Consider the following 23,734-nt stretch of genomic DNA (forward strand, 5'->3'; position numbering starts at 1 on the left):
TTTTATGTAAATGGGGTAAAGGGCAAATGGGTTTCTCTGGCAAGGCGTTGCCAATCCTCGCTGAATGTCGCGTTTTCACCGCCGTATATCACCATAAAGAGCGCCGGGTATGTGGTGCTGGCTTGGGAGAAAAAACGCCTTGTTCCCCGATCTGGACTTTGCTTTGCGTCTACTAAAATATACATAGCCTCGTCGCTGGGGGAGGCTAAAAAGTCATCTTGTTGTTGGCGATTGTTTAATAAAGATAAAGAGCGCGGTTGGCGTAAAGAATCGGGTTTCGCTTGGCTCCATTCATACAAGGCCCAATGCTGAGAGAGCGCATTGCTTGGCAGAGGTCCGTTACTTGCGTTGTTCGCATTTGTCGCTGAATGGCTGGCTGGATGGTGATCGGCATCTAAAATGTGTCGACTTTGCTTTGCCTGCTGTCGATAGCGATTTTGAATGATCTTTTCCGGCGTACTGAGTGGCTGAGTGGCGCGTTTGACATGGTACAAACCTAGACAGATAGCCGTCAAAATCAGCCTTGGCAACACCCCATAAAGCATAATGCTCGCCAATAAAAAGTTAGCCCAATGCTGTCTGGTCGCAGCGGTCTGTGACACCAAGTCAACGCGACTGGCGAGAATATCCAATTGGTTCGGCAGGGAAATACCAAACCATTGGGGAATAACGCTCAAGGTTTGCGTTAGTTGAATAAAGGCATTGTCGCTTAGAAGCGTGGTTTCCCAGACAAAATTGACCTGATTGGTGAGTAATAATAACAAAGTCATCATCCAGCCAGCGAATAAATAACACCCCCAGGCACCATGGGAAATACTGCTTACCAGCCATTTGTTGGCGTGAGTAGGGCATTGCCAATGGAAATAAGCAGCGGCCACTTCTTCTTCGATATGTGAGTGCTTACTGATTTTTTTGTTGATGAAAATCAACAGGCTAAGTAACAGACCTTGGCCTGATGTTTGTTGTCTCATGGTCGCCAGCATGGTGATAAACCACACCACAAAGTTCAGTGCATGAAAGCCTAACAAGATAATGAACAACCAAAAAATGTTTACCTGATGGGATTCCCCGGTGGCAAAAGCTGGCGGTACCGCAATCATCCCCAACAAAAAGGACACGACAAACAGGCTCAAAATTGCACGTATAAAATACCGTCTCAAACGCGAAAATTGCGTCAAATAACCGTTGAGATGAGGCGTGGTTTCAAGCGCTTTTAAGGCATCGGACAGATTATTTGCCTCGGTCGGCAGGCGAAATGCGGAGTGCGATTCTAACCAAGCCGCGAGAGCAAGTTTGGCGCCTTGTGTTGGGAACGTCATGTTATCGCGTTACTCTTTTGTTAAACGTGAATTGAAAGTGTTTTGCTGGCTATTTTTTGTCGATGAATGTTGTTGTACGTGATCTTGCGGCTAAAAGCAAAGCCAACGAGTTGAATGAAAAACAGACTCGATTAAGGCGTTTTTTAATGCTTTATCTGTGACCTAGAACAGTACCAGTATCGACCATCGTTAAATTGTATTGGTGTGTTATGACAAGTCCTTCTACTATTAGTGTGTGCGCGATAAATAGTGAGTACGCGATAAAATGATACTTTTTGTTAGGAGATAAACCATGCGTCTGCATTCCATTCGGGTAAAAACCACCTTACCTATTGTTGTGATGGGAATCACTTTCACGATCGCCCTGATTTCAATGGGGTATATTATAAATCAATTTAGTGCGGCTTTGGACGCGCAGGCGGATTCCTATGGGAAAGCGTCTGCGGTGATTCTAAACGCCGACCGGGATTTATATCAGGCTAAGCTGGCGGAGCAGCGGATTGTTGCTGGCGTCGGAGACCTCGTCAATGAAGAAAAAGACCGCTTAGAAAATGCCCAGCAAGTAGAAGAAAGGCTGGACTTGTTTCGCCAGCATTTGTCTCAGGAAGCGCACGTTTACCAGACCATAGGGGATCTTGATAGCGCCCTAACAACCTGGCTAAATGCCTCTAATGCGTTCGTTGCTGTTCGCGTTGGTGAACCTGGTTTTGTCGCCGCCGAGGAAAAAGCCAATAGTGACTTTCAAGCCTTAAGAGATATGCTCGATAAAGCCGGTGAAGCTGTTAACAACCATGCGGTATTCTCGAAAAACTCTATGCTCGAAAAAGCCCAAACCTTTGAGCGATTCGCCATTATCATTGTGCTGATTGGTTTATTGATTAGTGTCTGGTTTAGCTACAAAATGCCGAAGGTATTGGCAAATCAAGTGCAATACTTGGGGCTGCGTATTCGTGAAATTTCCGAGGGAGATGGTGATTTAACCCAGCGTATTGAGTTTTCAACCAAAGACGAATTGGGTGACCTTGCGAATGAGTTTAATGGTTTTATTGGTCGTTTAAGAGACATTATCGCCAGTATTCATCAGCAATCGGATGCCTTGGGTGATATGACGGGGCAGTTAAATGAGGTGGCCACGAAAACCACGGGCATTACCACCGCCTTGGCGAATGCATCGACGTCTATCGTTAGCGCGGGTCATGAAATGGACATGTCAAATCAGCAAATGGCCAGCGTGGCTCGTGATACCGCCGACGAAGCGAAAAAATCGAATACCTTGACACAAAGTGGTATGACGGCGGTGAATAAATCGCACCGTGCGATAACAGAATTGGTATCGGATATCGAACTGGCGCTTGATCGGTCGGGTGAGTTGCAAAAAAGCTCAGACAGCATCGCCTCTGTTTTGGAAGTCATTCGTAATATTGCCGAACAAACCAATTTACTGGCATTGAACGCCGCGATAGAAGCCGCTCGTGCCGGTGAACAGGGTCGTGGCTTCGCTGTGGTTGCCGATGAAGTTCGCACCTTGGCGACGCGCACGCAAGACAGCACCAATGAAATAGAAACCATGATTGAGAAGCTTAAAATCAATGTGGCAGAGTCGTCTAAAGCCATCCAGAATAGTCGCGACAATGCTGAGTCTACGGTCAGTTATTTTGAAGAAGTGACGAAAACATTTAACGATTTGCAGTCATCGTTCGCCAAAGTTCAGGAAATGGCGGCTCAAACCGCGCAAGCCACACAAGAGCAATCAATCGTCGCCAACGATATCAACCGCAATATGGTGTCGTTAAAAGAACAGAGCGACTCGGTTCAATCCGTGTCCGACTTATTGCAGCAGCAATCGCAAGATATTACTAAGCTGTATAAAGGACTGGATCAACAAGTCGGTAGTTTCAAAGTCTAGCGTCTAACATGGAACCACAATCGAAAAACCGCTTATCGAGAGATAAACGGTTTTTTTCGTTAACTTTAAAGAGGGTAGGGTTGAGCAAGAAATCAAATCTAACAAGCCCGCTGTAACTTAAAAATGACGCTTTGTTAAGCAAAGTGGCGGATCAATCTGGTGACCTCCTGACATCGTTGAAATTTGATACAACAGAGGCTCCTGAAAAAGTAGCATTTCCAATGCTGTTAGATAGCATGAGTGGTCGAAATGAAGTGGTTTTATTGTTTTAGCGCTGGTATTCCCCCGCTTTATTGATGGCTGGTTTATGGTTAAACCGTTATCATAGACGGCTATAAGGTGGTTGTTAGCTGCCTTACTTAACATTTTTAGGATCATAATGAAAAAGACGTTTGTACTCTCTCACCCCAAGCTTTCTTATCAGCGCCTTATCGAAGCGGCGAAAAACGAAGTGAAGCAATACATCAAAACAGAGCGTAACAAAGCTCTGCCAGAAGGCGCTGACTTTTGGGGATTTAACTGCAAATTTGGCCAAGCCGCAGACAAAGCAAGAAGCGTTCACGAAGGCGATATCAACGCCAGTATCAGTTCTGCACAAAGCCAGCATTGGAAATCTTTTTACCTCGAAGTGATCCCAACCCCTAAGACTCGTGCTAAGCGTTCAGAAGACTAAAGGACAGTCTGTTGAAAGAATTCGAGTTGATACAAAACATCTTTCAAGCGTCGGTGATGGCGAGTACGCAAGGACGTGAAGATCTTTTGTTGGGTATTGGTGATGATTGCGCTCAGGTGCAAGTGCCACAGGGCCAGAGTCTGGTATTTTCCATGGACACCTTGGTGGAAGGACGACACTTTCCGTTCGATGCGGATCCGGTGGATATTGGCTATCGTGCGGTGGCAAGCTGCGTGAGTGATTTGGCTGCGATGGGTGCGAAACCGGCATTCTTCACCTTGGGTCTGACGATTCCTCAATCCGATCCGCAATGGCTAGCGGGCTTGGCGCAAGGCATGGCGGAATTGGCAGAGCCTATTGGCTTGGCTTTGGTTGGCGGCGATACCACCAAAGGCCCATTAACCATTACCCTACAAGTGCATGGTTATGTGGAAGCGGATATGGCGGTAAAGCGCAGCGCAGCAAAAGTCGGTGATGATATTTACGTCACAGGGTTGCTTGGCGACGCGGCCGCCGCTGTGCCGATTGTCACCGGTGAGTTACAGGTTTCGAGCGAGCGTTTTGACTATTTTTATGAGCGTTTCTGGCGACCACAGCCAAGGCTAATAGCTGGCATGGCGTTGAAACGAGTGGTGCATGCCATGATGGATATTTCCGATGGTCTTGCGCAAGATATCCAGCATATACTCAAAGCATCCGGTGTCGGTGCGAACATCGATGCCGGTCGTTTGCCAATGTCCGCTCAGTTACGCCAATGGCAACCCGATTCTGCTGTGGCATTAGCCTTGACGGGTGGTGATGATTACGAGTTATGTTTTACCGCCCCCAAGGAGCAAGCCGCTGAGATTGCCCTGATTACTCAAACACTGAGTTTGCCTTGTACCAAGATAGGTGAGATTGTCGCAGAGGCAGAGGGTTTTGTGATTCAAAACTATGAGGGTGAAATACGTGGCTGGCAGCATTTTTAGCAAGGATTGCGCCCACTAAGCGTTTTTAGTTTTTTAATTTAACCAAATAGGTAATGACTTCATGGCAAACTCTGCCCCCGCGTCGGTATGGCGTAATCCGATACATTTTTTGGCCTTTGGTCTAGGTTCTGGCGCGGCGCCAAAAGCCCCAGGTACCTTTGGTACGCTCGCTGCTGTGCCGATTTTTATTTGGTTATTACAAGATTTAACTGCGACGACCTATCTTGCTGTGCTGGTGGTGACGTCGTTGGTAGGGATTTACCTTTGTGGTAAAACCTCGAAAGACATGGGCGTACACGACCATGCTGGCATCGTCTGGGACGAGTTTGTCGGCTTCTGGATCACCATGTGGCTCGCGCCTGTGGGCTGGTTTTATATCGTGCTCGGCTTTGTGCTGTTTCGTCTATTCGATATCCTGAAACCTTGGCCAATTTCGTGGGTTGATAAAAACGTCCACGGCGGCTTCGGCATCATGCTGGATGACATTCTGGCGGGCATTATGTCTTTTGTCGTGTTACAGGCCTTGGTTACCTTCGTTCTTTGAGAACTTAGTTTCTTTTTTCAAAATAACCCCCTCCCAGCCTCCCCCTTCAAGACACAAGGGGGAGGAGCAGACCTAAACTGTCACTGTCCCTTCCCCTTTCAAGACACGAGGGGAGGAGCAGACCTGAATTGTCACTGTCCCTTCCCCTTATCACTTCCAAGGGGAAGGCTAGGATGGGGTTATCTTTAGTCAAATCGATTGAATTATATGGTTTTTTGTAGGTCGCGGCTTCAGCCCGACAAGACTTAATTTGTCGTGGCGAGGTTTGTTGTCGGCATACTTTTTTAGGAGAAATCGCGACAAGATCGACTCAAATCGTTTTGCGATACTCCTTTCAAGGACTAGGGTGGGGTCAAAGATCTCAAGCAAGCTTTGGGCCATCAAGTGGCATCTCTTGGCGTAAGCGAGTATATTCGCTTACCCATGTTCAAATCGATGAATGTCGATTTTTAAGACTGTGATTAAGGTTGTTATGTCCCGCGAATTACCTCCACAACAGGCGTTTCAAACCCATTGCTTAGCACAAATGGGCGTGGTGTCTTGGTTGTCTATTGAGAAAAGTGAGTCTGCTTCGGACAGCGTGACAGGTACGGTGTTTATGCCGGTTCAACCTTGGCCAGTTGATGTGGCGACGACCGAGACTTCGCCAGCCGAAACGCCCATTTATCCTGAATCTACCGGATTTAGGTCTTCAGAGCCTGCGCCTGTTCCGGTTGCCAAATTATTGCCAGAAGAAAAAGACCCCTTGGTTCACCATCTTCGTGAGCAGCTAAATGCTGGGCCGGAAATCATTGTTGAAGATTTACAGCCGATTGAAGAGTTGGCTGTTGATATTGTGGTTGAGCCAGATCCAGCTTTGAATACTCACATCACGCGGCTTAATATTTATGCTTATGCTTTATCAAATAAGCTGTTGATTTTGAGCGATGTACCTGAAGTATTTTCTCAAGCGGAAGAGGTTGAGCGTTTGGCGTTAAAAATGGGTCAAGCCTTATTAAAGCAATCTGTTGATGAATGGCAAGGCAGTGCATTTTCTTGGCCGGGGGCTTTGAGGAATCCACATTTCTGGAAGCGCACAGATTGGTTGTTTGGCGCCCTGGAAAGCTATGTGGGGCGTTTGGTAAAAGACTTTCCTGAAACGCCATTATTAGTGCTTGCGGGTGCACAAATCACTCAGCTGGTGGCCGATCTTCCGCCAGAAAGCCTTTTGAAACACTATCCTACTGCGCGTATTGTGAGTTTGTCCGAATTGTATCGTATTCCCGAACTGCGCAAAGAAGCATGGCAAGTGATGCAGTCGAGCTTTTTCCGTTAATATCTTTGCCTTTAAATGAGGCGTTCAATTTTATGATACCTGCTGTTTCTATTCGTTTGGCGACCGAGTCAGACTTGTGCGTTATTCTTCAGCTCGATGCTTTGTCTAACCCTCATCCTTGGGGAGCAAACTTGGTGGTCGACGCCTTACAAACCCGCCAAAACTGGGTGGTTGAGTTGGGCGATGCGACGCAAAAAATGATCGTTGGTTGGCTCACTGCATCGATGGTGCTTGATCAGTCCGAATTAGAATTAATTGTGGTTGATTACTCTGTCCGTAGACAAGGGCTAGCAAGAAAGCTGATCATGGTTTGGTCAGAAGCGGTCGCGCAGCAAGGTGTCAGTGAACTCTTGTTAGAAGTGCGCGAGTCGAATCAGGGTGCTATTTCGCTTTACGAATCTTTGGGGTTCGAGCTGGTTGGACGTCGAAAAAATTACTATCAAATAGACAAAAAAGGGCAAACAGCACAAGGCCACGAAGCGGCCTGCTTGTTTACGCGAAAAATGTGAATGATCTAAATGTTTGAAAGAGGCAGAGTATGAGCAAGGTATTAGTTCCTATTGCGAACGGCAATGAAGATATTGAAGCCATAACCATTATTGACGTGTTACGTCGTGGTGGTGTGGACGTCACGGTGGCGAGCGTTCACCCGTCAAAGCAGGTTGTTTTGGCGCATGGCGCTAAGTTAGAAGCGGATGTGTTACTGACTGACGTGGCAGAGCAGATATTCGATGCGGTGGTGTTGGCGGGCGGTATGCCGGGCGCGGAGCATTTGCGTGATTGTGCGTTGCTTATTGATATGTTGGAAAAACATGACATTCAAGATGCGTTACTGGCGGCTATTTGCGCCTCACCGGCGGTGGTATTTGGTACGCATGGTTTTGTGGTGGACAAGCAGGCGACTTGTTATCCCGGCTTTGAAGACGGACTGATTGGCGCTGAGTACATTGCCAATGAACCTGTGGTAATGGATGGCAATATTTTGACTGGCAAAGGGCCAGCGGCCGCCATGGTGTTTGCCTTGACTGTATTGGGTAACTTAAAAGGTTACGATGCCGCTAAAAATGTGGCCGATGGATTATTGTGTTAAATCATTGTCTGACGACTTGGTGGTTTAATTTTATTCCTGACTAAGAAGTCAAGAAAAAATACCCGCTTATTCTGTGTTTTTACCAGATTTGGCGGCAATTCGGTGGACGCTAAAGGCGTATCAGAGTAGAATTAGGCAGATTTTTTGAACGCGAGATCCATTGATTATCTATCAATGGATGCACGGCAAAAACGCAATTTCTTAAAAGCGAGATGAGCCGCCGGTTTATCTCGCTTTTTTGCAACCTGAAAGGCTCTAAATGGGAGGTTCCTTTGGCAACATCAGCGATTCTGGCTCTGGAAGACGGCACGGTTTTTAAAGGGGTGTCGATCGGAGCAGATGGCTCCTCAACAGCCGAAGTGGTATTTAACACTTCGATGACTGGTTATCAAGAAATTCTTACTGATCCTTCCTATGCTCGACAAATGGTCACCTTGACCTATCCCCATATCGGGAATACTGGCGTTAACTCTGAAGATGAAGAATCCGACAAAATTTGGTGTGAAGGTTTGATCATTCGTGATTTGCCTTTGGTTGCCAGCAGCTGGCGCTCACAAGAATCTCTAGATTCTTATTTGAAGCGCAAAGGCGTGGTGGGTATTGCCGACATTGATACACGTAAGTTGACGCGTATTCTACGTGAAAAAGGCGCCCAAGCCGGTTGCATCATGGCGGGTGAAAACCTTGATGAAGCCGCTGCCATTGCTGCTGCGCGTGCTTTCCCAGGCTTGAAAGGCATGGATTTGGCCAAAGAAGTCACGGTTGAAAAAGCTTACGAGTGGACAGAATCAACGTGGAATTTGGTGAAGGGTCACACAACACCGGAATCATTTGATTTCCACGTGGTGGCGTATGACTACGGCGTAAAACGTAATATTTTGCGTATGTTGGTTGAGCGCGGTTGCCGTTTAACAGTGGTGCCAGCACAAACGCCAGCAAAAGACGTATTGGCGATGAATCCAGATGGCGTTTTCTTATCCAATGGTCCTGGTGATCCAGAGCCATGTGATTACGCGATTCAAGCCATTAAAGACATTTTAGCAACAGATATTCCTGTGTTTGGTATCTGTCTGGGTCACCAACTGTTGGCCTTGGCGTCTGGCGCGAAAACCAAAAAAATGAAGTTTGGTCACCACGGTGCAAACCATCCGGTGCAAGCGCTTGAAAAAGGCACTGTGATGATCACCAGCCAAAACCACGGTTTTGCGGTAGACGAAGAGACTTTGCCAGCTAACCTTGTGATGACGCATAAATCTTTGTTCGATGGCTCTTTGCAAGGCATCGCGCGGATCGATAAGAGCGCCTTCAGCTTCCAAGGTCACCCTGAAGCGAGCCCGGGGCCACACGATGTTGCGCCGCTGTTCGATCAGTTTATTGAAAACATCAAAGCCTCAAAAGCCACTAATAAAGCCTAAGACAAAACCCTAAATAGGAGCGGAACGAAAATATTATGCCAAAACGTACTGACATAAAAAGCGTCTTAATTTTAGGTGCAGGCCCTATTGTTATCGGTCAGGCTTGTGAGTTTGACTATTCTGGTGCGCAAGCGTGTAAAGCGCTTCGTGAAGAAGGCATTCGCGTTATTCTGGTGAACTCAAACCCAGCCACCATCATGACAGATCCAGCGATGGCCGATGCGACTTACATCGAGCCAGTTGAATGGAAAACCGTCGAAAAAATTATTGAAAAAGAACGTCCCGATGCGGTTCTGCCGACGATGGGCGGTCAAACCGCATTGAACTGTGCGTTGGATCTTGAACGTCACGGTGTGCTTGCTAAATACAATGTTGAAATGATTGGTGCGACGGCCGACGCCATCGACAAAGCGGAAGATCGTAGCCGTTTTGACAAAGCCATGCGTGCCATTGGTCTTGAATGTCCTCGTGCGGGCATTGCCCACAACATGGAAGAAGCGCTAAAAGTGCAAGCGGAAGTAGGCTTCCCTTGTATCATCCGTCCTTCTTTTACCATGGGCGGCACGGGTGGCGGTATCGCCTATAACATGGAAGAGTTTGACGAAATCTGTACTCGTGGTTTGGATTTGTCGCCAACCAACGAATTGCTGATCGATGAATCTTTGATCGGTTGGAAAGAGTACGAAATGGAAGTTGTCCGCGACAAAAAAGACAACTGCATCATCGTTTGTGCGATTGAAAACTTCGACGCCATGGGGGTTCACACCGGTGACTCCATTACGGTTGCGCCAGCACAAACCTTGACCGATAAAGAATATCAAATCATGCGTAACGCGTCTTTGGCGGTATTGCGTGAGATCGGCGTAGAAACTGGCGGCTCCAACGTACAGTTTGGTATGGACCCAGAAACAGGTCGTCTTGTGGTGATCGAGATGAACCCTCGTGTGTCTCGTTCGTCTGCCTTGGCATCGAAAGCGACAGGTTTCCCTATCGCAAAAATCGCCGCGAAATTGGCGATTGGTTATACCCTTGATGAATTGCAAAACGACATCACTGGCGGCCAAACGCCAGCGAGCTTTGAGCCAGCCATCGACTACGTGGTCACTAAGATTCCTCGTTTTACCTTCGAAAAATTCCCTACCGCAAACGACCGTCTAACCACGCAAATGAAATCGGTGGGTGAAGTGATGGCGATTGGCCGTACTTTCCAAGAGTCGCTACAAAAAGCCTTGCGCGGTTTGGAAGTGGGTTCTGACGGTTTCAATCCTCAGTTAGACTTCGCGGAAGAAAATAGCAAAGAGAAACTCGCTTACGAGCTTCAATCGCCTGGTTCTGACCGCATTTGGTACATTGGCGATGCCTTCCGCTCTGGCATGACAGTTGACGAAGTATACGAAGCAACGGGTGTTGATCATTGGTTCTTGGTGCAAATCGAAGACTTGATCAAAGAAGAAGTGGCGTTGGCCGACAAGGGTCTGATCGACATGACCTACGACGTATTGCGTCGTTTGAAGCGTAAAGGTTTCTCTGATGCGCGTTTGGCTAGCTTGTTAAGCGTGACGGAAAAATCGATGCGTGAGCGTCGTTATTTGATGAATGTTCACCCAGTCTACAAGCGTGTGGATACTTGTGCGGCGGAATTCGCGACTAACACCGCCTACATGTACTCAACGTACGAAGACGAGTGTGAAGCGGCACCTACTGATCGTGAGAAAATCATCATTCTTGGTGGTGGTCCAAACCGTATCGGTCAAGGTATCGAGTTTGATTACTGCTGTGTGCACGCGGCATTAGGTCTACGTGATGCCGGTTACGAAACCATTATGGTGAACTGTAACCCAGAAACCGTTTCGACTGACTACGACACTTCTGACCGTTTGTACTTCGAGCCAGTGACGCTAGAAGACGTGTTAGAAATCGTTCGTAAAGAAAAACCAAAAGGCGTGATCGTTCAATTCGGTGGCCAAACACCGCTGAAAATCGCTCGTGCTTTGCAAAACGAAGGCGTGCCAATTATTGGTACCACGCCTGAGTCTATCGACCGTGCAGAAGATCGTGAGCGTTTCCAAAGCATGATCCAACGTTTGGGTTACAAACAACCTCATAACGCGACGGTGCGCAGCGTTGATCAAGCGGCAGCGAAAGCCGCGCTTATCGGCTACCCACTTGTGGTGCGTCCATCCTATGTATTGGGCGGCCGTGCGATGGAAATCGTTTACAACGAAAAAGAATTGATGCGTTACATGACCAGTGCTGTAAAAGTGTCTAATGACAGCCCTGTGTTGCTAGATCACTTCTTGAACGCAGCGATTGAGATTGATATCGACTGTATCTGTGATGGACATCAAGTCGTTATCGGCGGCATCATGCAACATATCGAACAAGCGGGCGTTCACTCAGGTGACTCTGCGTGTTCTTTGCCACCATATTCTTTGTCTAAAGAAGTGCAAGACGACATTCGTGAGATGATCAAAAACATGGCGCTAGAATTGGGCGTTGTCGGTTTGATGAACACTCAGCTTGCGATTCAGGATGGCGAAATCTACGTAATTGAGGTTAACCCTCGTGCATCACGTACTGTGCCTTTCGTTTCTAAGTGTATCGGTCGCTCTTTGGCGCAAGTTGCTGCATTGGTTATGTCAGGTAAAACACTGGAAGAGCTTGGTTTCACCAAAGAAATCATTCCTTCTTACTACAGCGTGAAAGAAGCCGTTTTCCCATTCAACAAGTTCCAAGGTGTCGATCCGATTCTTGGGCCTGAAATGAAGTCTACGGGCGAAGTGATGGGCGTGGGTGATACCTTCGCTGAGGCGTTCGGTAAAGCGGTTCTGGGTGGCGGTACGGAATTGCCAACATCGGGTCGAGCTTTCATTAGTGTTCGTGATATGGACAAAGAAGGCGCGGTAGATGTAGCGCGTCGCTTGGCGGAACTTGGTTTTGACCTTGTTGGCACCGAAGGCACAGCTAAATACCTAACTGAGCGCGGCGTTGACGTTCGCAAGGTGAACAAGGTGAATGAAGGGCGTCCGCATATCGTTGATATGATGAAAAATGGCGAGATTCATTACATCATCAACACCACGTCTGGCACACAAGCCATTGCAGATTCCTCTGTTATTCGTCGTACAGCTTTACAGCGTAAGGTTTGTTACACTACGACATTGGCTGGAGCTGAAGCGACAAGCATGGCGATTAGCCTAACAGGTGAAACGAAAGTTAGAAGACTGCAAGATTTGCACTTGGGGAAATAATGAAAAAAGTACCAATGACAGTAGAAGGTGAAGCTCGTCTTCGAGAAGAGCTAAATCACTTGAAAACTGTCGTCCGTCCTCGCGTGATTGCGGATATCGCAACCGCACGCGAGCATGGCGACTTAAAAGAAAACGCAGAGTACCACGCCGCTCGTGAAGAGCAGGGGTTTGCTGAAGGTCGTATTAAAGAGATCGAAGGCAAGCTGGCTGATTCACAAGTGATCGACATTAAAGTATTGCCAGTATCTGGCAAAGTGATTTTCGGTACGACAGTCACCTTATTTAATGTCGATACCGAAGAGACCGTCACTTACAAAATTGTCGGCGATGATGAGGCTGACGTAAAAGTGAAGAAAATCTCTTACGCGTCACCGATTGCTAAAGCCATCATCGGGAAAGAAGAAGGTGACGAAGTTGCCATTCAAGTCCCTAGTGGTGAAGTGGTGTACGAAATCGAGAAAGTCGAATACCTTTAAATCTAAGGTGTTTTTAGACGACTCTAAAAACCACGGTGTGAAAGCAGCGTGGTTTTTTTGTGCTTGTAAAACCGGGGAAGCCAGCATGAGCCGAATAATTGACTTATTCGGCTCATTTATTTGTGCTATTCTGAGCCGAATAGTTTACTTAATTGGCTCACACTATGAAATACAGCTGGCAACACCCTGATTGGCCAAATTTCACCTTTGACGAAACGCCCTGTCGAGACGCCTTGTATCAGTACGCGTTAGAGGCTGGTCGCTTGTCTGGCGGAATGAGTCAACTTGAAAATACGTTGCAGTATGATGCCTATATCGACCTCATGGTGAGCGAAGCAATCAATACCAGTCAGATAGAAGGCGAGCGTTTGGATCGAGAAGACGTACGTTCCTCTATCAAAAACTTTTTAGGCTTGAGTAATCCGCCCACCCGAGTTGCTGATCCGCGGGCAGAAGGCATGGCGGCTTTAATGGTCGATGTGCGAAATAGCTTTGCAGGCGAACTCACAAAAACCACCTTGTTTCATTGGCATCAATTAGTACTTCCGCAGCAAGAAAATAGTCTACTGCCGCGTAACCTAAAAGTTGGACAATGGCGAGATTCCGCAGAGCCTATGCAAATAGTCTCTGGCCCAATTGGCTATGAAAAAGTGCATTATGAAGCACCACCATCACATCAAGTCGATACAGAAATAAGCCGATTTCTGGATTGGTTTAACCGCTCTAACCCCTTAAAAGCAGAGAGAGACAAAACAGAGAAAGACATTGTTCTGGCTGGGCCAGTACGCTCGGCTATCGCGCATTTGTGGTTTGAAACTATTCACCCATTTGATGATGGCAACGGCCGAGTAGGGCGAGCGATTGCGGAAATGGCCTTGGCTCAAGACCTTAATCGACCGCCATTACTCAGTTTGTCGGCGATCATCGCGCAAGACAAAAACGCCTATTACAATGGACTCAACAACGCCAGCCAGTTCAATTTAGAGATTACCGACTGGGTGACATGGTTCGTCGACTCGGTTTTGTTGGCACAAAAAGAAGCCGCTCAGAAAGTCGATTTTGTCTTGAAGAAAGCCAAGTTCTGGGAAAAACATCGACACACCGAACTGAATGAACGTCAAACGAAAGTGCTCAACAAGCTCTTTAATGCCGGGTCAGACGGCTTTGAAGGTGGACTAAGTGCCAAAAAATACATCGGCATCACCAGTAGCTCTAAAGCCACCGCCACCCGCGATCTTGGTGATTTGGTTGAAAAAGAGTGCTTGTACCGCTTGGAAGGGGGCGGCAGGAATGCGCGTTATGGGCTTAGTATTTAGCCTATTTTGTGTTCTCTACTACGGAGTGAAAAGCCGTAGTGAAAAGCGGGTCGTTGCCACTACATAGCGACAGAATAATGCGTATAGGGTGGATGCTAAGAAAATAGCGTCACTAGATAGACCAATTCGAAAAGGCTTTTATCGTCTCGAAGAGCTGCGCTTTTGCCTGTTCGAAACTCTCTCCTAATGGATTGTTCTTATGATAAATAAGATAAATGGGGTAGGTAAACTCGGTGGCGCCATTCACTTTTTTCAGCCGTCCTTCCTGGATATATTTCTCGACCACTCGGGTGCGAAAGTAGCCATTGCCACCTTTTGCCAGCAAGTATCTTAGCGCCATAGGACCAAGAGAAAATTGCATCGCCGTTTGGCGGTTAAAGGGGATACAGCGATCAAATTGATGTGAAAATTCTTCACCCCAATCAATGAATAAATCAGGGCTTGGCTGTTTGCACGAGGCGACGTGGATGAGCTTTTCTTCGGCGATTTGTTCGACAACCAATCCGGTTAAATAGCGTGGGCTGTGAACAATAATGGCATCTATTTCTTTCTTTTGTAGAGACTGATAAAGCAGGTCTGTGGTGGCAACCTGGCTATTGACGAGCCACTGTGGCATGGCGTCATTAAGCGCAAACAGCCAATCAATCAAGATTGGGTTCCACAAGCTTATTTCCCCGCCAATGTTGAGTGTCTGTTGAATGTGATGGGCAGAATGGCCGCAAATTTGCTTTGCTTGCTCCCACGCTTCCAGCATGTTTTTGGCCGGTGTGACAAAGGCTTCCCCATGTTTGGTCAGCTTGGCTCCCGCTCTATTACGAGTGAATAGGCGACAACTCAGCGCGGCTTCTAACGCTTGTACTCTTGCCGTTACCGTGGTTTGCGTAACATGCAGGCGTTCAGCAGCACGAGCAAAGGTCCCTGAATGAATGATTTCTAGAAACGTTTTGGCTTGTTCAATGTCCATATGATCGATTTTAAATGCAATATTATTGCATTTAAACCTCATTTTAATTCGTTATACAGAAGGCTATTTTACTCATTAAAATGGCGCTCTTGCCAGATAAGGCGGTGCTTTTTATGAAAAAGAAGACACTTTATTTGGCGTTGTCCGTTGTCTATGTGATACAGCGCCTGTGTCACTTCAGTAAGGCTAAACCGCCCACATGTTCATCTCGTTATGTCGTAATATCGCTCGATTTATTGGTGTTGAAATCAATAAAACCTCCCACTTTGAACGCTTTCTCTCTGGTATAACAGCATGCATTGCCTTGGCTGGTGTGTTTTATATTTCGGGTTTGTTTTTGTCGTTGCCGGATTCGCTGCTGGTAGTGGCGTCGATTGGCGCCAGCGCGGTTTTATTGTTCGCGATTCCCCATGGCGCCTTGTCACAACCATGGCCGTTTGTCGCTGGACACCTTATTTCAGCGTTTATTGGCATTAGCTTTTATCAGGCGTTTGGTGCGTCCTTCATGATTGGGGCAATGGCGGTTGGCACATCGATTATCGCCATGCATTACCTAGGTTGCCTACACCCACCCGGAGGATCAACCGCCTTGTTTTGTGTGATAGGCGGCAGCAGCCTACATGCCATGGGCTACGAGTTTTTGCTGTACCCATTGTTGAGCAATTTATTGGCGATGCTACTGCTCGCTTTTATACTGAATAACGCCTTTTATTGGCGCCGTTACCCTTCCTTTTTAAACGCTTCCTTGCGTAACGAAAAGAACGAAAAACACCTTTTTGAGGTGGATGACCTCTATCACGTATTAGAAGCTGAAGATGTCTTTATTGACGTGAGCGCAGAAGAACTTATGCACATTTACAACGCAGCGAGAGAGAAGGCTAAAGTCCGCCATAAAGGCCTTGTATCCAAATTGCCGAAGTAGGGTCTTAGTGTATAAAGATTACTTATTTTAGAAGAATTTAGGGTTCGATGGCTCTTACTTAAGTAATTCCTAGGCTTCTACCTAATGTAATAAACGCATAGCTTTTATTGTTTATAGGAAGATATTGCTTTCCCCCTCATCAAGATAGTATCGCTAAAAGCTAGTCAGCGAAGGTAGGGTGAGTTTTGGAGGCCTGATGAGGGAGGTACGACCGTGATCAGGCGTGTGACGTTATTTAGCCTACAATTGGTTGATTTATATTGTCTTTTGTAGGTCGTGGCTTTAGCCCGATAAGGCGTCATTTGCCGTGGTGAGTTTTTTGTCGGCATGCTATTTTTTTAAGAATAAATCGCGATCTACAAGATCGACGGAAGCCGTTTAGCGACTTCCTCATCAAGAGATGAGGAAGTTCTTCGACTCCTTGCTGGTGTCCATAATTAAATCATCGTCTGATCTGTCTTTGAGTTTGACGCCAGACAGTTTCAGGGTTCGTGCTTCGTTTAATAAATAAAAGGCTTTGCGCGCGGCTTCCTGATAGACCAAGCCCGCAGGTCGAACGTTGGAAATGCAGTTGCGGTAGGCATCGGTATAACCCACTTTACCGCCCCAAGTGAGATACAAGCCTAAGCTATCGGGCGAGCTCAGCCCCGGACGTTCACCGACTAATACCAAGACGCATTTGGCGTGTAGGCGCTCACACACATCGTCACCAATGGCGACGCGGCCTTGTTTAACAAAGCAGATAGGTGCGAGGTTCCAGCCCTTGATATAGCTAGAAAGAGCTTGTAAAAACGGTAAGGTATTTTGTTCAATCGCCAAAGACGACAAGCCATCGACGACGACAATCGCTAGATCGTATTCTTGTGAGGTAGACGCCCGATGTTCGTCTAGTTTATTAGCGGATGCGTCATCCAGCCTGCGGCCATAATCTGGACGCTGTAAATAGGTTGCGCGGTCCGTCGCGCGACTGTGCAAGAGTAGGGGGGCGCAGTGTTTCATCCAATCTTGGGCCCAATCCTGAGCCATTAATTGATCTGCTAAACCATCGGCATCGAGTTGCGTGTGAACCGCGTCGATGGCTTGGGCATGAGCCAGCTGAAACGCTAATAAATGTTTGGTTGGTACACTGATACCAGAGCGTCCCAAGCCAACCCGAGCGTCAGTAAAGGCTTTAAGCTTGCTCCACGGGTTTTCCGTCACTGGTTCTTCTTTTTTGGAGATCAGTTCTTCTTTTCCAGTAACAGCTGACGCGTGTGGATGCGTTGGGAAAGACTTATTAGATTTAGGAATATCTTGGCTCATGACTTGCCTCCAATCATCTTATGCAGTGATTGATGAAAGGCGTCAGGCACCTGATGATTGAGGATAAATTGCTCGTTGTTTTTGAAGATTTCCATCTTGGCTAACCAGAGATCAAATTCTGGTGACGGTTTTAATCCCAACACTCGGCGAGCGTACAAGGCATCGTGAAACGAGGTGGTTTGATAGTTCAGCATGATGTCATCAGAACCCGGAATGCCCATAACAAAAGTGCAGCCTGCGACCCCTAACAGTGTCAGTAAATTATCCATGTCGTTCTGGTCTGCTTCGGCGTGATTGGTGTAGCACACGTCGCAGCCCATGGGTAATCCCAGCAATTTGCCACAAAAGTGATCTTCCAGACCCGCGCGGGTGATTTCTTTGCCGTCGTACAAATATTCAGGGCCGATAAAACCCACCACGGTATTCACCAATAGCGGATTGAACTTGCGCGCTACCGCATAGGCGCGCGCTTCGCAGGTTTGCTGATCTAGACCGTGATTGGCATTGGCCGACAAGGCGCTGCCTTGGCCTGTTTCGAAATACATCACATTATTGCCAACCGTGCCGCGATTCAACGATAAGGCCGCCGCTTGGGCTTCGGCCAGCGTGGCAAGGTTAAAACCAAAACTGTCGTTGGTGGCTTGGGTGCCGCCAATCGATTGGAACACCAAGTCGACCGGCGCGCCTTGTTCAATGCATTCAATGGTGTTGGTTACGTGAGTTAAAACGCAGGATTGAGTCGGGATTTCATAATGCTGGATGACTTCGTCCATCATCTTGATCAAGCGTGTGGCTTGCTGCACGTTGTCGGTGGCAGGGTTAATACCAATTACCGCATCGCCATTGGCGTAGAGCAAACCGTCCAACATGCTGGCGGCGATGCCGGTTAAATCATCGGTCGGATGGTTTGGTTGCAAACGTGTCGACAAATGCCCCGGCAAACCAATGGTGTTACGAAACGCGGTTTTTACATGGCATTTTTTCGCTACTAGAATCAAATCCTGATTGCGCATGATTTTACTCACCGCAGCGGCCATTTCTGGTGTCACGCCGGGACGAATCTGAATCAGCACCTCGCTGGTGGCCAAATCGCTTAATAACCAATCACGAAAACCGCCCACCGTCAGATGTGAAATCACAGAAAAGGCGCTTTTGTCATGATCGTCTAATATGAGTCGGGTAATTTCGTCTTCTTCGTAGGGAACGAGGGCTTGTTCAAGGAACAGTTTAAGCGGCACATCGGCTAGTGTCATTTGTGCGATGGCGCGTTCTTCGGCGCTTTCGGCAGCCACCCCAGCTAAGCGATCACCCGAACGGGCAGGGGTGGCTTTGGCCATTAAATCCGCAAGATCGACAAAGCCGAAGGTGCGTTCTCCTACCCTATTACTGAATTGAAAATGGCGAGATTGATAAGTGGAATGTGGATGACTCATAACGGTTACTCACACCTAGAATGAAAAGTAATAGGCCAAAAATCAATCATTGAAAAAGGCCCGTGTTTTGCTATTACTAACGTTACGTCGTTTTATAAATTGACGTTATCGAATAATGGCAAATGTTAAAAAGTCATATTTTTCATATGTTTAGGATTTTATATTGATGTTTTTCAATTATTAGAAGAAAAAAAGACAGGTAGTGTAATGTTGAATACAAGGATTAACGCACCAAAAAAGAGCGCTTTAGTTCGTGTGTCGGAAGCGCACGATGCCGACTTGCACGCGGGCAATCTGACTAACTGGCAACAAGAGTACGATCAAACCAGCCGTGGGCGTTTTTACGGTCGTATTGTTGAGCTGCCGTTTGATGGCTTGCAGGTGTTTTGCGAACATACCAGTCAGGCGTTACAGCAAAAGTGCATGGTGTGGCCGGATTCGGTTTGGTTGGGGATTCCTCTTGCCGACCAAGCAGAGAGTCGAATCAATGGCTTAACCATTAAAACCAACACCATTATGTGTCGGCCGGGCGACTGCGATTTTCAGCTTTCTACACCACAAGACTATGATTTATATGGCTTAGTAGTGGATCGCTCAAAACTAATTAAAATGGCAGCGATTCATGGGGTAGATCTGAATTGGAAAGAACTCACCGAATATGGTCGCCTTGGTGTGCCGAACAAAACCTTAGAGGAAGTGCGTTTTTTACTGGCGCGTTTGCTTTGCATGCAAAACAAAGAAACACCACCACGATTGCAGCAAGACATTGTTATGATGGCGCTGCTCGAAGTACTCAAAGAAGAAACCCCACAGCCGGCTAAAACACAAAGCTATTATCACCGTAAAAAAGTGGTCGATTGTGCTTGTCAGTTTTTGGATCACCACCTTGATGAACCTGTCACCGTGACGCAATTGTGTGAAGTCACCAACGTAAGCCGACGCACCTTACAGTACAGCTTTGAAAGCATCCTTGGCGTGAGTCCAATACAATACTTGCGCATTAGCCGCTTAAATGGCGTCCGTCGTGCATTAGTACAATCTAAAGCGGGACAATCTAAAGCAGGACAGGCTAAAAACACTCAATCCGTCAGCGATATCGCCGCCCAATGGGGCTTTTGGCACTTGAGTCAATTTTCAAAAGACTACAAACAACTGTTTGGTGAAAGCCCTTCTAGAACACTCATAGGCTTGAATGGTTGAGTAAGAAGCTCTTACCTCTTCTGCGCTCATGTTTTGAGGGTGTTGCCGCTTATGGGATCGAATAAAATATTTAATCCAATATAGGTAAGATTTGTCTGTTTTTAAGCTTAGCCACGTAAGCGCAGCTCATGGCGGATAAAATTGAGAAAAGGGCTAGAAGACATCACACACTCCTTGTGGATAATTGATTGAAAGCTGTACAGATATACAGTTTATTTTTTTGATTGCCAAATTTTGGCTCGGTTTGTCAGTTTTGAATAGTCCTATTTTGCGTATTTGTACTGGCAGTAAGCTAGAAAGTCTTTTAGTATCAATAGCTCAGAATATCAGCAGCCGAAATAACAGGCTGTGAATAAATGTGTAAACCCGCACGCTCGAATTTCCAATTAACCAGCCTGTGGAAAAGGTTAAAAAGTGCCATAGAATCAGTTTTTTATAGGGATTTATATGGAAATTAAAAACAGTGTAGATGCGCATGCGCACTATTAAAATGTTATGTGAATAGGAGATATTTACGGTGAAAATGGAAGTTCAAAGTAAGTTTGATCAATACCCAATTCATATAAAACCGCTTCTCGAAAACCTTCGAGAGTTAATTCTTGAAGTGGCAGAAAGCCTCAGCCTTGGTGATGTTGAAGAAACATTAAAGTGGGGAGAACCCAGCTACCTCGTGAAAGGTGGAAGCACTATCAGGATTGACTGGAAAGAAAAGTCTCCTGAACAATATTTTATATTTTTTAACTGCAATACGAAGTTGATAGATACTTTCCGAGAATTATATTCCGAAGAGCTTGAGTTTCAAGGTAACAGGGCAATTATTTTAAATGCCAGAAATTCTATTCCATTGCATATCCTCAGACATTGCATTGAGCTTGCAATGAAATACAAGAGCGTCAAGCACAAACCACTCTTGGGTGCTTAGTATTGTGCAATATTCACATAACAAGCCCATCCAAGCGACCGCATTCTGCGGCGCTTTATGGGGGCGTTATATTTTTCAAAAGGTTTGGCATGAAAATCGATAATGCATCAAAAGCTGATTACTTAGCTTTAATTGAAATTTGGGAAAAGTCTGTGCGAGCAACGCATGATTTTTTACCTGAAGAAAATATAAAAACGTTGAAGCCTCTTATTTTAGAACACTATTTTGATGCTGTTGATTTAAGAGTTGCTAAAAATGATAGCGACAATATTATTGGTTTCATTGGTGTCTCAGAGGGCAATGTAGAAATGTTGTTTATATCACCTGATTCTCGTAATAGTGGCGTTGGTTCTCTTTTATTAAAAAATGCAATTGAGTATCAGTCTGCCAGTAAAGTTGATGTAAATGAACAAAACCCAGATGCTATTGGCTTTTATAAGCATTTAGGGTTTCAGGTGTTTGATCGCTCTCCATTAGATGGTCAAGGTAATCCTTTCCCATTGTTACACATGGAGATAGGCAAAATATAACAAGAACTTCAAACGGAAAAAATACAGTTGGCTGTTTTCACTCCGTTCAACATTTTAGCCAACTATATTTTTCCGCTTAAGTAAGCGTTAAAAACCTAGGGAAGTCCGAAATGGGTCGAAAGTTTATTTCTCAAAAGAAACAGACAAAAGAAGAGCTTTTTGACTCCCTGGTCAAGAATGCAATAGATTTTTTGGATTCATCGCTTGATGATTTGGAAAAGAGGCCTAAGAACTCTATTGTTGATTTTTATACCTCAATTGAGTTGTTTCTTAAGGCTCGTTTGATGGATGAGCATTGGACTCTTATTCTCAGTAAACCCGAAACTGCAAATATTGACAGTTTTAGAGTTGGGGACTTTCATTCCGTTTTCCTAGAAGACGCAATCAAAAGACTTAAGTCCATCGTCAGTGAACATCTTGATCAGACCACAATTGATAACTTCAAAGCGTTAGGTGAGCACCGTAATCAAATAGTTCATTTTGCTCACTCTGATTACGCTGATTTGTCCGCAACGAAGGCCGGTGTGGTAGTGGAGCAGTGGGCATCTTGGCATCACCTGCACACCTTGTTAACAGAAAAATGGAAAGATGTTTTTAAGTTATATCAAGAAGAGTTTAAGCGCATCCACAGACGAATGATGGGGCAAAAAGACTTTATCTTAGCTAGGTACAAAGAACTAAAACCAAAAATAGAAATAGAAGAAAAATCAGGGAAAAAGGTTATTGATTGTCAGCATTGCGGAATGTTGGCGGCCGTTGTCAAAGAGGAACATAAATGGGGTTCTGATTATAGCTGTATTGTTTGTGGGGTTTCAGACACCGCAGTAGTATCAACAAGAGAAAGTATCGAGTGTCCAAACTGCCATAAAGATTTCGAGTTTTTTAATAAAAACCTAGATGCCTGCCCACACTGTGAAATAGCTATTACGACGGAGAAGCTCATTGATTTATGTGAAGCCAAGTACACTGAGGGAGATGACTGGTGGGAAGAGGGACAACCACATATAGCAGGATGCCATAGATGCCAATACGAAAGACCCTCTGTATTTTTTATTGACGGCCTGTGGAGTTGCGTATCTTGTTTTGATAGAGGATGGCAGGCAATATCTTGTCCCCATTGCGACGAATTCGTAACTGGCGATATGGAAACAATTAAGTATTTCGCTTGTTATAAATGCGAAGATGAAGCTAGAGAACGATTCAAAGCAGACGGTTTTTAACAATGCATTGCAGCGGACAAGCCGCTGAATGGTAAGCGCCCTTAAATCTGCATTCTTGCTGACCTTCTCGTAATATCAGAACCTAACACCTGTTTACTTTAACCATGAACAGGTGTCTTTATGAATACTTTTTCGGATCCTCAATCCCGTGCTGACTTTTGGCGGGCGCAAGTCACAGCTGCTGAGGCAGCGGCCATGTCCAGTGCTCGGTTCTGCAAAGAAAACGATCTCAATTATTCTCAATTCATGTATTGGCGGCAGAAATGTCAGACACCATCAGCCCCAATATCGGAGGACAAGTCGTCCAGTTTTATCAAAGTGGAACCTTCATTGGGCCAGTTAGGGTCAGGCTTGTCGGTGTCTTTGCCAAATGGCATGCAAATCCACGGTATTGATTCGACCAATGTGACCTTGGTTCGTCAGTTGTTGGAGTGGGCGTTATGACACGTTATTTTCGCCCGTCGGTCGACATGCCTAAGATCTATCTTTATCGTCAGCCAGTGGATTTTCGTAAAGCCGCTGTGGGGCTGGCAGCGATTGTGGAGCAGGAGTTGGCGCAGAATCCTTTTGATGGTGCTTTGTATGCGTTTACCAATCGGCACCGGAACAAAATTAAATGTTTATTTTGGGAGGACAATGGTTTTGTGCTGTATTACAAAACCCTTGCCGAGGACAAGTTTCGTTGGCCCAAAAAGGGTGACGAGGTGATCTCTCTTACTGGACAACAGATTAATTGGCTGCTGGATGGCTATGATATAACGGCGATGAAAGGCCATAAAAAATTGCATTATGAGTCTGTTTTTTAACGCGTTTTAGGGGCTGTTATGATAAAATAACGTACATGAAAACAGCCCCTAATACGCACAACATCTCGGTCAATTATGCGACTCTGTCACAGGCGGAGTTGTTGTCGTTGCTGGTCAAAAAAGACCAAGATCTCGTGCAAAAAGATCAGGTGTTAGCGCAAA

The 23,734-nt window shown here is 46.1% G+C and carries 23 protein-coding genes; 18 read left to right on the forward strand and 5 right to left on the reverse strand.

Annotated elements, in window-relative coordinates; genetic code table 11:
• Nucleotides 1–2: 2 nt before the first annotated feature.
• The gene (locus J8N69_RS09285) at nt 3–1,319 is read right to left on the reverse strand and encodes a DUF2868 domain-containing protein (RefSeq protein ID WP_168827050.1); all 1,317 of its coding nucleotides are present in this window, start codon (nt 1,317–1,319) and stop codon (nt 3–5) included.
• A gap of 292 nt (nt 1,320–1,611) precedes the next feature.
• On the opposite strand from J8N69_RS09285, the gene J8N69_RS09290 reads away from it, so the two are divergent.
• The 11 genes from J8N69_RS09290 to J8N69_RS09340 all read left to right on the forward strand — a co-directional run bounded on the left by J8N69_RS09290 (nt 1,612) and on the right by J8N69_RS09340 (nt 14,273).
• On the forward strand, nt 1,612–3,225 hold the full coding sequence (locus J8N69_RS09290) for a methyl-accepting chemotaxis protein (protein WP_168827052.1): 1,614 nt from the start codon (nt 1,612–1,614) through the stop codon (nt 3,223–3,225).
• Between the two features lie 379 nt (nt 3,226–3,604).
• Nucleotides 3,605–3,898 (forward strand): DUF6172 family protein, encoded by a 294-nt coding sequence (locus tag J8N69_RS09295; RefSeq protein ID WP_168827054.1) that lies wholly within the window; start codon nt 3,605–3,607, stop codon nt 3,896–3,898.
• A gap of 11 nt (nt 3,899–3,909) precedes the next feature.
• The gene (gene thiL, locus J8N69_RS09300) at nt 3,910–4,866 is read left to right on the forward strand and encodes a thiamine-phosphate kinase (RefSeq protein WP_168827056.1); all 957 of its coding nucleotides are present in this window, start codon (nt 3,910–3,912) and stop codon (nt 4,864–4,866) included.
• Between the two features lie 61 nt (nt 4,867–4,927).
• Nucleotides 4,928–5,410 carry a phosphatidylglycerophosphatase A family protein gene (locus J8N69_RS09305; protein WP_168827058.1) on the forward strand — a complete coding sequence of 161 codons (483 nt, stop codon included), beginning with the start codon at nt 4,928–4,930 and terminating at the stop codon, nt 5,408–5,410.
• A gap of 472 nt (nt 5,411–5,882) precedes the next feature.
• The gene (locus tag J8N69_RS09310) at nt 5,883–6,725 is read left to right on the forward strand and encodes a hypothetical protein (RefSeq protein WP_168827060.1); all 843 of its coding nucleotides are present in this window, start codon (nt 5,883–5,885) and stop codon (nt 6,723–6,725) included.
• A 32-nt stretch (nt 6,726–6,757) separates the two neighbouring features.
• Nucleotides 6,758–7,234 (forward strand): GNAT family N-acetyltransferase, encoded by a 477-nt coding sequence (locus J8N69_RS09315; protein WP_168827062.1) that lies wholly within the window; start codon nt 6,758–6,760, stop codon nt 7,232–7,234.
• 29 nt (nt 7,235–7,263) lie between these two features.
• Nucleotides 7,264–7,815, forward strand: coding sequence for a DJ-1 family glyoxalase III (locus J8N69_RS09320; RefSeq protein WP_168827063.1), 552 nt, complete (start codon nt 7,264–7,266; stop codon nt 7,813–7,815).
• 272 nt (nt 7,816–8,087) lie between these two features.
• Nucleotides 8,088–9,230: a glutamine-hydrolyzing carbamoyl-phosphate synthase small subunit gene (gene carA / locus J8N69_RS09325; RefSeq protein ID WP_168827072.1), complete on the forward strand. Its 1,143-nt coding sequence runs from the start codon at nt 8,088–8,090 to the stop codon at nt 9,228–9,230.
• 35 nt (nt 9,231–9,265) lie between these two features.
• Nucleotides 9,266–12,481: a carbamoyl-phosphate synthase large subunit gene (gene carB / locus J8N69_RS09330; protein WP_168827080.1), complete on the forward strand. Its 3,216-nt coding sequence runs from the start codon at nt 9,266–9,268 to the stop codon at nt 12,479–12,481.
• Nucleotides 12,481–12,957, forward strand: a complete 477-nt coding sequence (greA, locus tag J8N69_RS09335) for a transcription elongation factor GreA (RefSeq protein ID WP_168827082.1) — start codon at nt 12,481–12,483, stop codon at nt 12,955–12,957. Before carB ends, greA begins: the two co-directional genes overlap by 1 nt.
• A gap of 164 nt (nt 12,958–13,121) precedes the next feature.
• Nucleotides 13,122–14,273, forward strand: a complete 1,152-nt coding sequence (locus J8N69_RS09340; RefSeq protein WP_168827084.1) for a Fic family protein — start codon at nt 13,122–13,124, stop codon at nt 14,271–14,273.
• 112 nt (nt 14,274–14,385) lie between these two features.
• Here J8N69_RS09340 and J8N69_RS09345 read toward each other — a convergent pair whose 3' ends face one another.
• On the reverse strand, nt 14,386–15,279 hold the full coding sequence (locus J8N69_RS09345) for a LysR family transcriptional regulator (RefSeq protein ID WP_168827085.1): 894 nt from the start codon (nt 15,277–15,279) through the stop codon (nt 14,386–14,388).
• A 157-nt stretch (nt 15,280–15,436) separates the two neighbouring features.
• Between J8N69_RS09345 and J8N69_RS09350 the strand changes: the two genes are divergently transcribed.
• Entirely contained in the window at nt 15,437–16,159 is a 723-nt protein-coding gene (locus J8N69_RS09350; protein ID WP_168827087.1) for an HPP family protein, read from the forward strand.
• 393 nt (nt 16,160–16,552) lie between these two features.
• On the opposite strand, the gene eutC is transcribed toward J8N69_RS09350, so the two are convergent.
• Together eutC and J8N69_RS09360 are read right to left on the reverse strand one after the other, a co-directional pair.
• On the reverse strand, nt 16,553–17,461 hold the full coding sequence (gene eutC / locus J8N69_RS09355) for an ethanolamine ammonia-lyase subunit EutC (RefSeq protein WP_227803858.1): 909 nt from the start codon (nt 17,459–17,461) through the stop codon (nt 16,553–16,555).
• Nucleotides 17,458–18,894 carry an ethanolamine ammonia-lyase subunit EutB gene (locus tag J8N69_RS09360; protein ID WP_168827089.1) on the reverse strand — a complete coding sequence of 479 codons (1,437 nt, stop codon included), beginning with the start codon at nt 18,892–18,894 and terminating at the stop codon, nt 17,458–17,460. The genes eutC and J8N69_RS09360 overlap by 4 nt, the downstream gene beginning before the upstream one ends.
• 207 nt (nt 18,895–19,101) lie before the next feature.
• On the opposite strand from J8N69_RS09360, the gene J8N69_RS09365 reads away from it, so the two are divergent.
• Nucleotides 19,102–20,094: a helix-turn-helix domain-containing protein gene (locus J8N69_RS09365; RefSeq protein ID WP_168827091.1), complete on the forward strand. Its 993-nt coding sequence runs from the start codon at nt 19,102–19,104 to the stop codon at nt 20,092–20,094.
• On the opposite strand, the gene J8N69_RS17185 is transcribed toward J8N69_RS09365, so the two are convergent.
• The gene (locus tag J8N69_RS17185) at nt 20,029–20,169 is read right to left on the reverse strand and encodes a hypothetical protein (protein ID WP_408631804.1); all 141 of its coding nucleotides are present in this window, start codon (nt 20,167–20,169) and stop codon (nt 20,029–20,031) included. The two genes, J8N69_RS09365 and J8N69_RS17185, sit on opposite strands and share 66 nt — an antisense overlap.
• Before the next feature lie 448 nt (nt 20,170–20,617).
• Here J8N69_RS17185 and J8N69_RS09370 point away from each other — a divergent pair, with 448 nt between their 5' ends.
• From J8N69_RS09370 to tnpB, 5 genes are all read left to right on the forward strand, one after another.
• Nucleotides 20,618–21,016, forward strand: coding sequence for a DUF1801 domain-containing protein (locus J8N69_RS09370; protein WP_211085176.1), 399 nt, complete (start codon nt 20,618–20,620; stop codon nt 21,014–21,016).
• A gap of 89 nt (nt 21,017–21,105) precedes the next feature.
• Entirely contained in the window at nt 21,106–21,546 is a 441-nt protein-coding gene (locus J8N69_RS09375; RefSeq protein WP_168827094.1) for an acetyltransferase, read from the forward strand.
• Between the two features lie 110 nt (nt 21,547–21,656).
• The gene (locus J8N69_RS09380; protein WP_168827096.1) at nt 21,657–22,766 is read left to right on the forward strand and encodes a hypothetical protein; all 1,110 of its coding nucleotides are present in this window, start codon (nt 21,657–21,659) and stop codon (nt 22,764–22,766) included.
• 120 nt (nt 22,767–22,886) lie between these two features.
• Nucleotides 22,887–23,210: an IS66 family insertion sequence element accessory protein TnpA gene (tnpA, locus tag J8N69_RS09385; RefSeq protein ID WP_168827677.1), complete on the forward strand. Its 324-nt coding sequence runs from the start codon at nt 22,887–22,889 to the stop codon at nt 23,208–23,210.
• Entirely contained in the window at nt 23,207–23,572 is a 366-nt protein-coding gene (gene tnpB / locus J8N69_RS09390) for an IS66 family insertion sequence element accessory protein TnpB (RefSeq protein ID WP_168827675.1), read from the forward strand. Before tnpA ends, tnpB begins: the two co-directional genes overlap by 4 nt.
• Nucleotides 23,573–23,734 lie beyond the last annotated feature (162 nt).

Source organism: Marinomonas profundi, assembly GCF_020694005.1.
GTDB lineage: Bacteria > Pseudomonadota > Gammaproteobacteria > Pseudomonadales > Marinomonadaceae > Marinomonas > Marinomonas profundi.

What these genes read in the sequence shown, in the direction of transcription:
- J8N69_RS09310 (WP_168827060.1), top strand. Translation starts at nt 5,883, where the DNA reads ATGTCCCGCGAATTACCTCCACAACAGGCGTTTCAAACCCATTGCTTA.
- J8N69_RS09365 (WP_168827091.1), top strand. Translation starts at nt 19,102, where the DNA reads ATGTTGAATACAAGGATTAACGCACCAAAAAAGAGCGCTTTAGTTCGT.
- J8N69_RS09305 (WP_168827058.1), top strand. Translation starts at nt 4,928, where the DNA reads ATGGCAAACTCTGCCCCCGCGTCGGTATGGCGTAATCCGATACATTTT.
- J8N69_RS09345 (WP_168827085.1), bottom strand. Translation starts at nt 15,279, where the DNA reads ATGAGGTTTAAATGCAATAATATTGCATTTAAAATCGATCATATGGAC.
- J8N69_RS09315 (WP_168827062.1), top strand. Translation starts at nt 6,758, where the DNA reads ATGATACCTGCTGTTTCTATTCGTTTGGCGACCGAGTCAGACTTGTGC.
- carB (WP_168827080.1), top strand. Translation starts at nt 9,266, where the DNA reads ATGCCAAAACGTACTGACATAAAAAGCGTCTTAATTTTAGGTGCAGGC.
- greA (WP_168827082.1), top strand. Translation starts at nt 12,481, where the DNA reads ATGAAAAAAGTACCAATGACAGTAGAAGGTGAAGCTCGTCTTCGAGAA.
- J8N69_RS09340 (WP_168827084.1), top strand. Translation starts at nt 13,122, where the DNA reads ATGAAATACAGCTGGCAACACCCTGATTGGCCAAATTTCACCTTTGAC.
- J8N69_RS09285 (WP_168827050.1), bottom strand. Translation starts at nt 1,319, where the DNA reads ATGACGTTCCCAACACAAGGCGCCAAACTTGCTCTCGCGGCTTGGTTA.
- eutC (WP_227803858.1), bottom strand. Translation starts at nt 17,461, where the DNA reads ATGAGCCAAGATATTCCTAAATCTAATAAGTCTTTCCCAACGCATCCA.
- J8N69_RS09295 (WP_168827054.1), top strand. Translation starts at nt 3,605, where the DNA reads ATGAAAAAGACGTTTGTACTCTCTCACCCCAAGCTTTCTTATCAGCGC.
- J8N69_RS09360 (WP_168827089.1), bottom strand. Translation starts at nt 18,894, where the DNA reads ATGAGTCATCCACATTCCACTTATCAATCTCGCCATTTTCAATTCAGT.
- J8N69_RS09380 (WP_168827096.1), top strand. Translation starts at nt 21,657, where the DNA reads ATGGGTCGAAAGTTTATTTCTCAAAAGAAACAGACAAAAGAAGAGCTT.
- tnpB (WP_168827675.1), top strand. Translation starts at nt 23,207, where the DNA reads ATGACACGTTATTTTCGCCCGTCGGTCGACATGCCTAAGATCTATCTT.
- J8N69_RS09350 (WP_168827087.1), top strand. Translation starts at nt 15,437, where the DNA reads ATGTTCATCTCGTTATGTCGTAATATCGCTCGATTTATTGGTGTTGAA.
- J8N69_RS09370 (WP_211085176.1), top strand. Translation starts at nt 20,618, where the DNA reads ATGGAAGTTCAAAGTAAGTTTGATCAATACCCAATTCATATAAAACCG.
- J8N69_RS09375 (WP_168827094.1), top strand. Translation starts at nt 21,106, where the DNA reads ATGAAAATCGATAATGCATCAAAAGCTGATTACTTAGCTTTAATTGAA.
- J8N69_RS09290 (WP_168827052.1), top strand. Translation starts at nt 1,612, where the DNA reads ATGCGTCTGCATTCCATTCGGGTAAAAACCACCTTACCTATTGTTGTG.
- tnpA (WP_168827677.1), top strand. Translation starts at nt 22,887, where the DNA reads ATGAATACTTTTTCGGATCCTCAATCCCGTGCTGACTTTTGGCGGGCG.
- J8N69_RS09320 (WP_168827063.1), top strand. Translation starts at nt 7,264, where the DNA reads ATGAGCAAGGTATTAGTTCCTATTGCGAACGGCAATGAAGATATTGAA.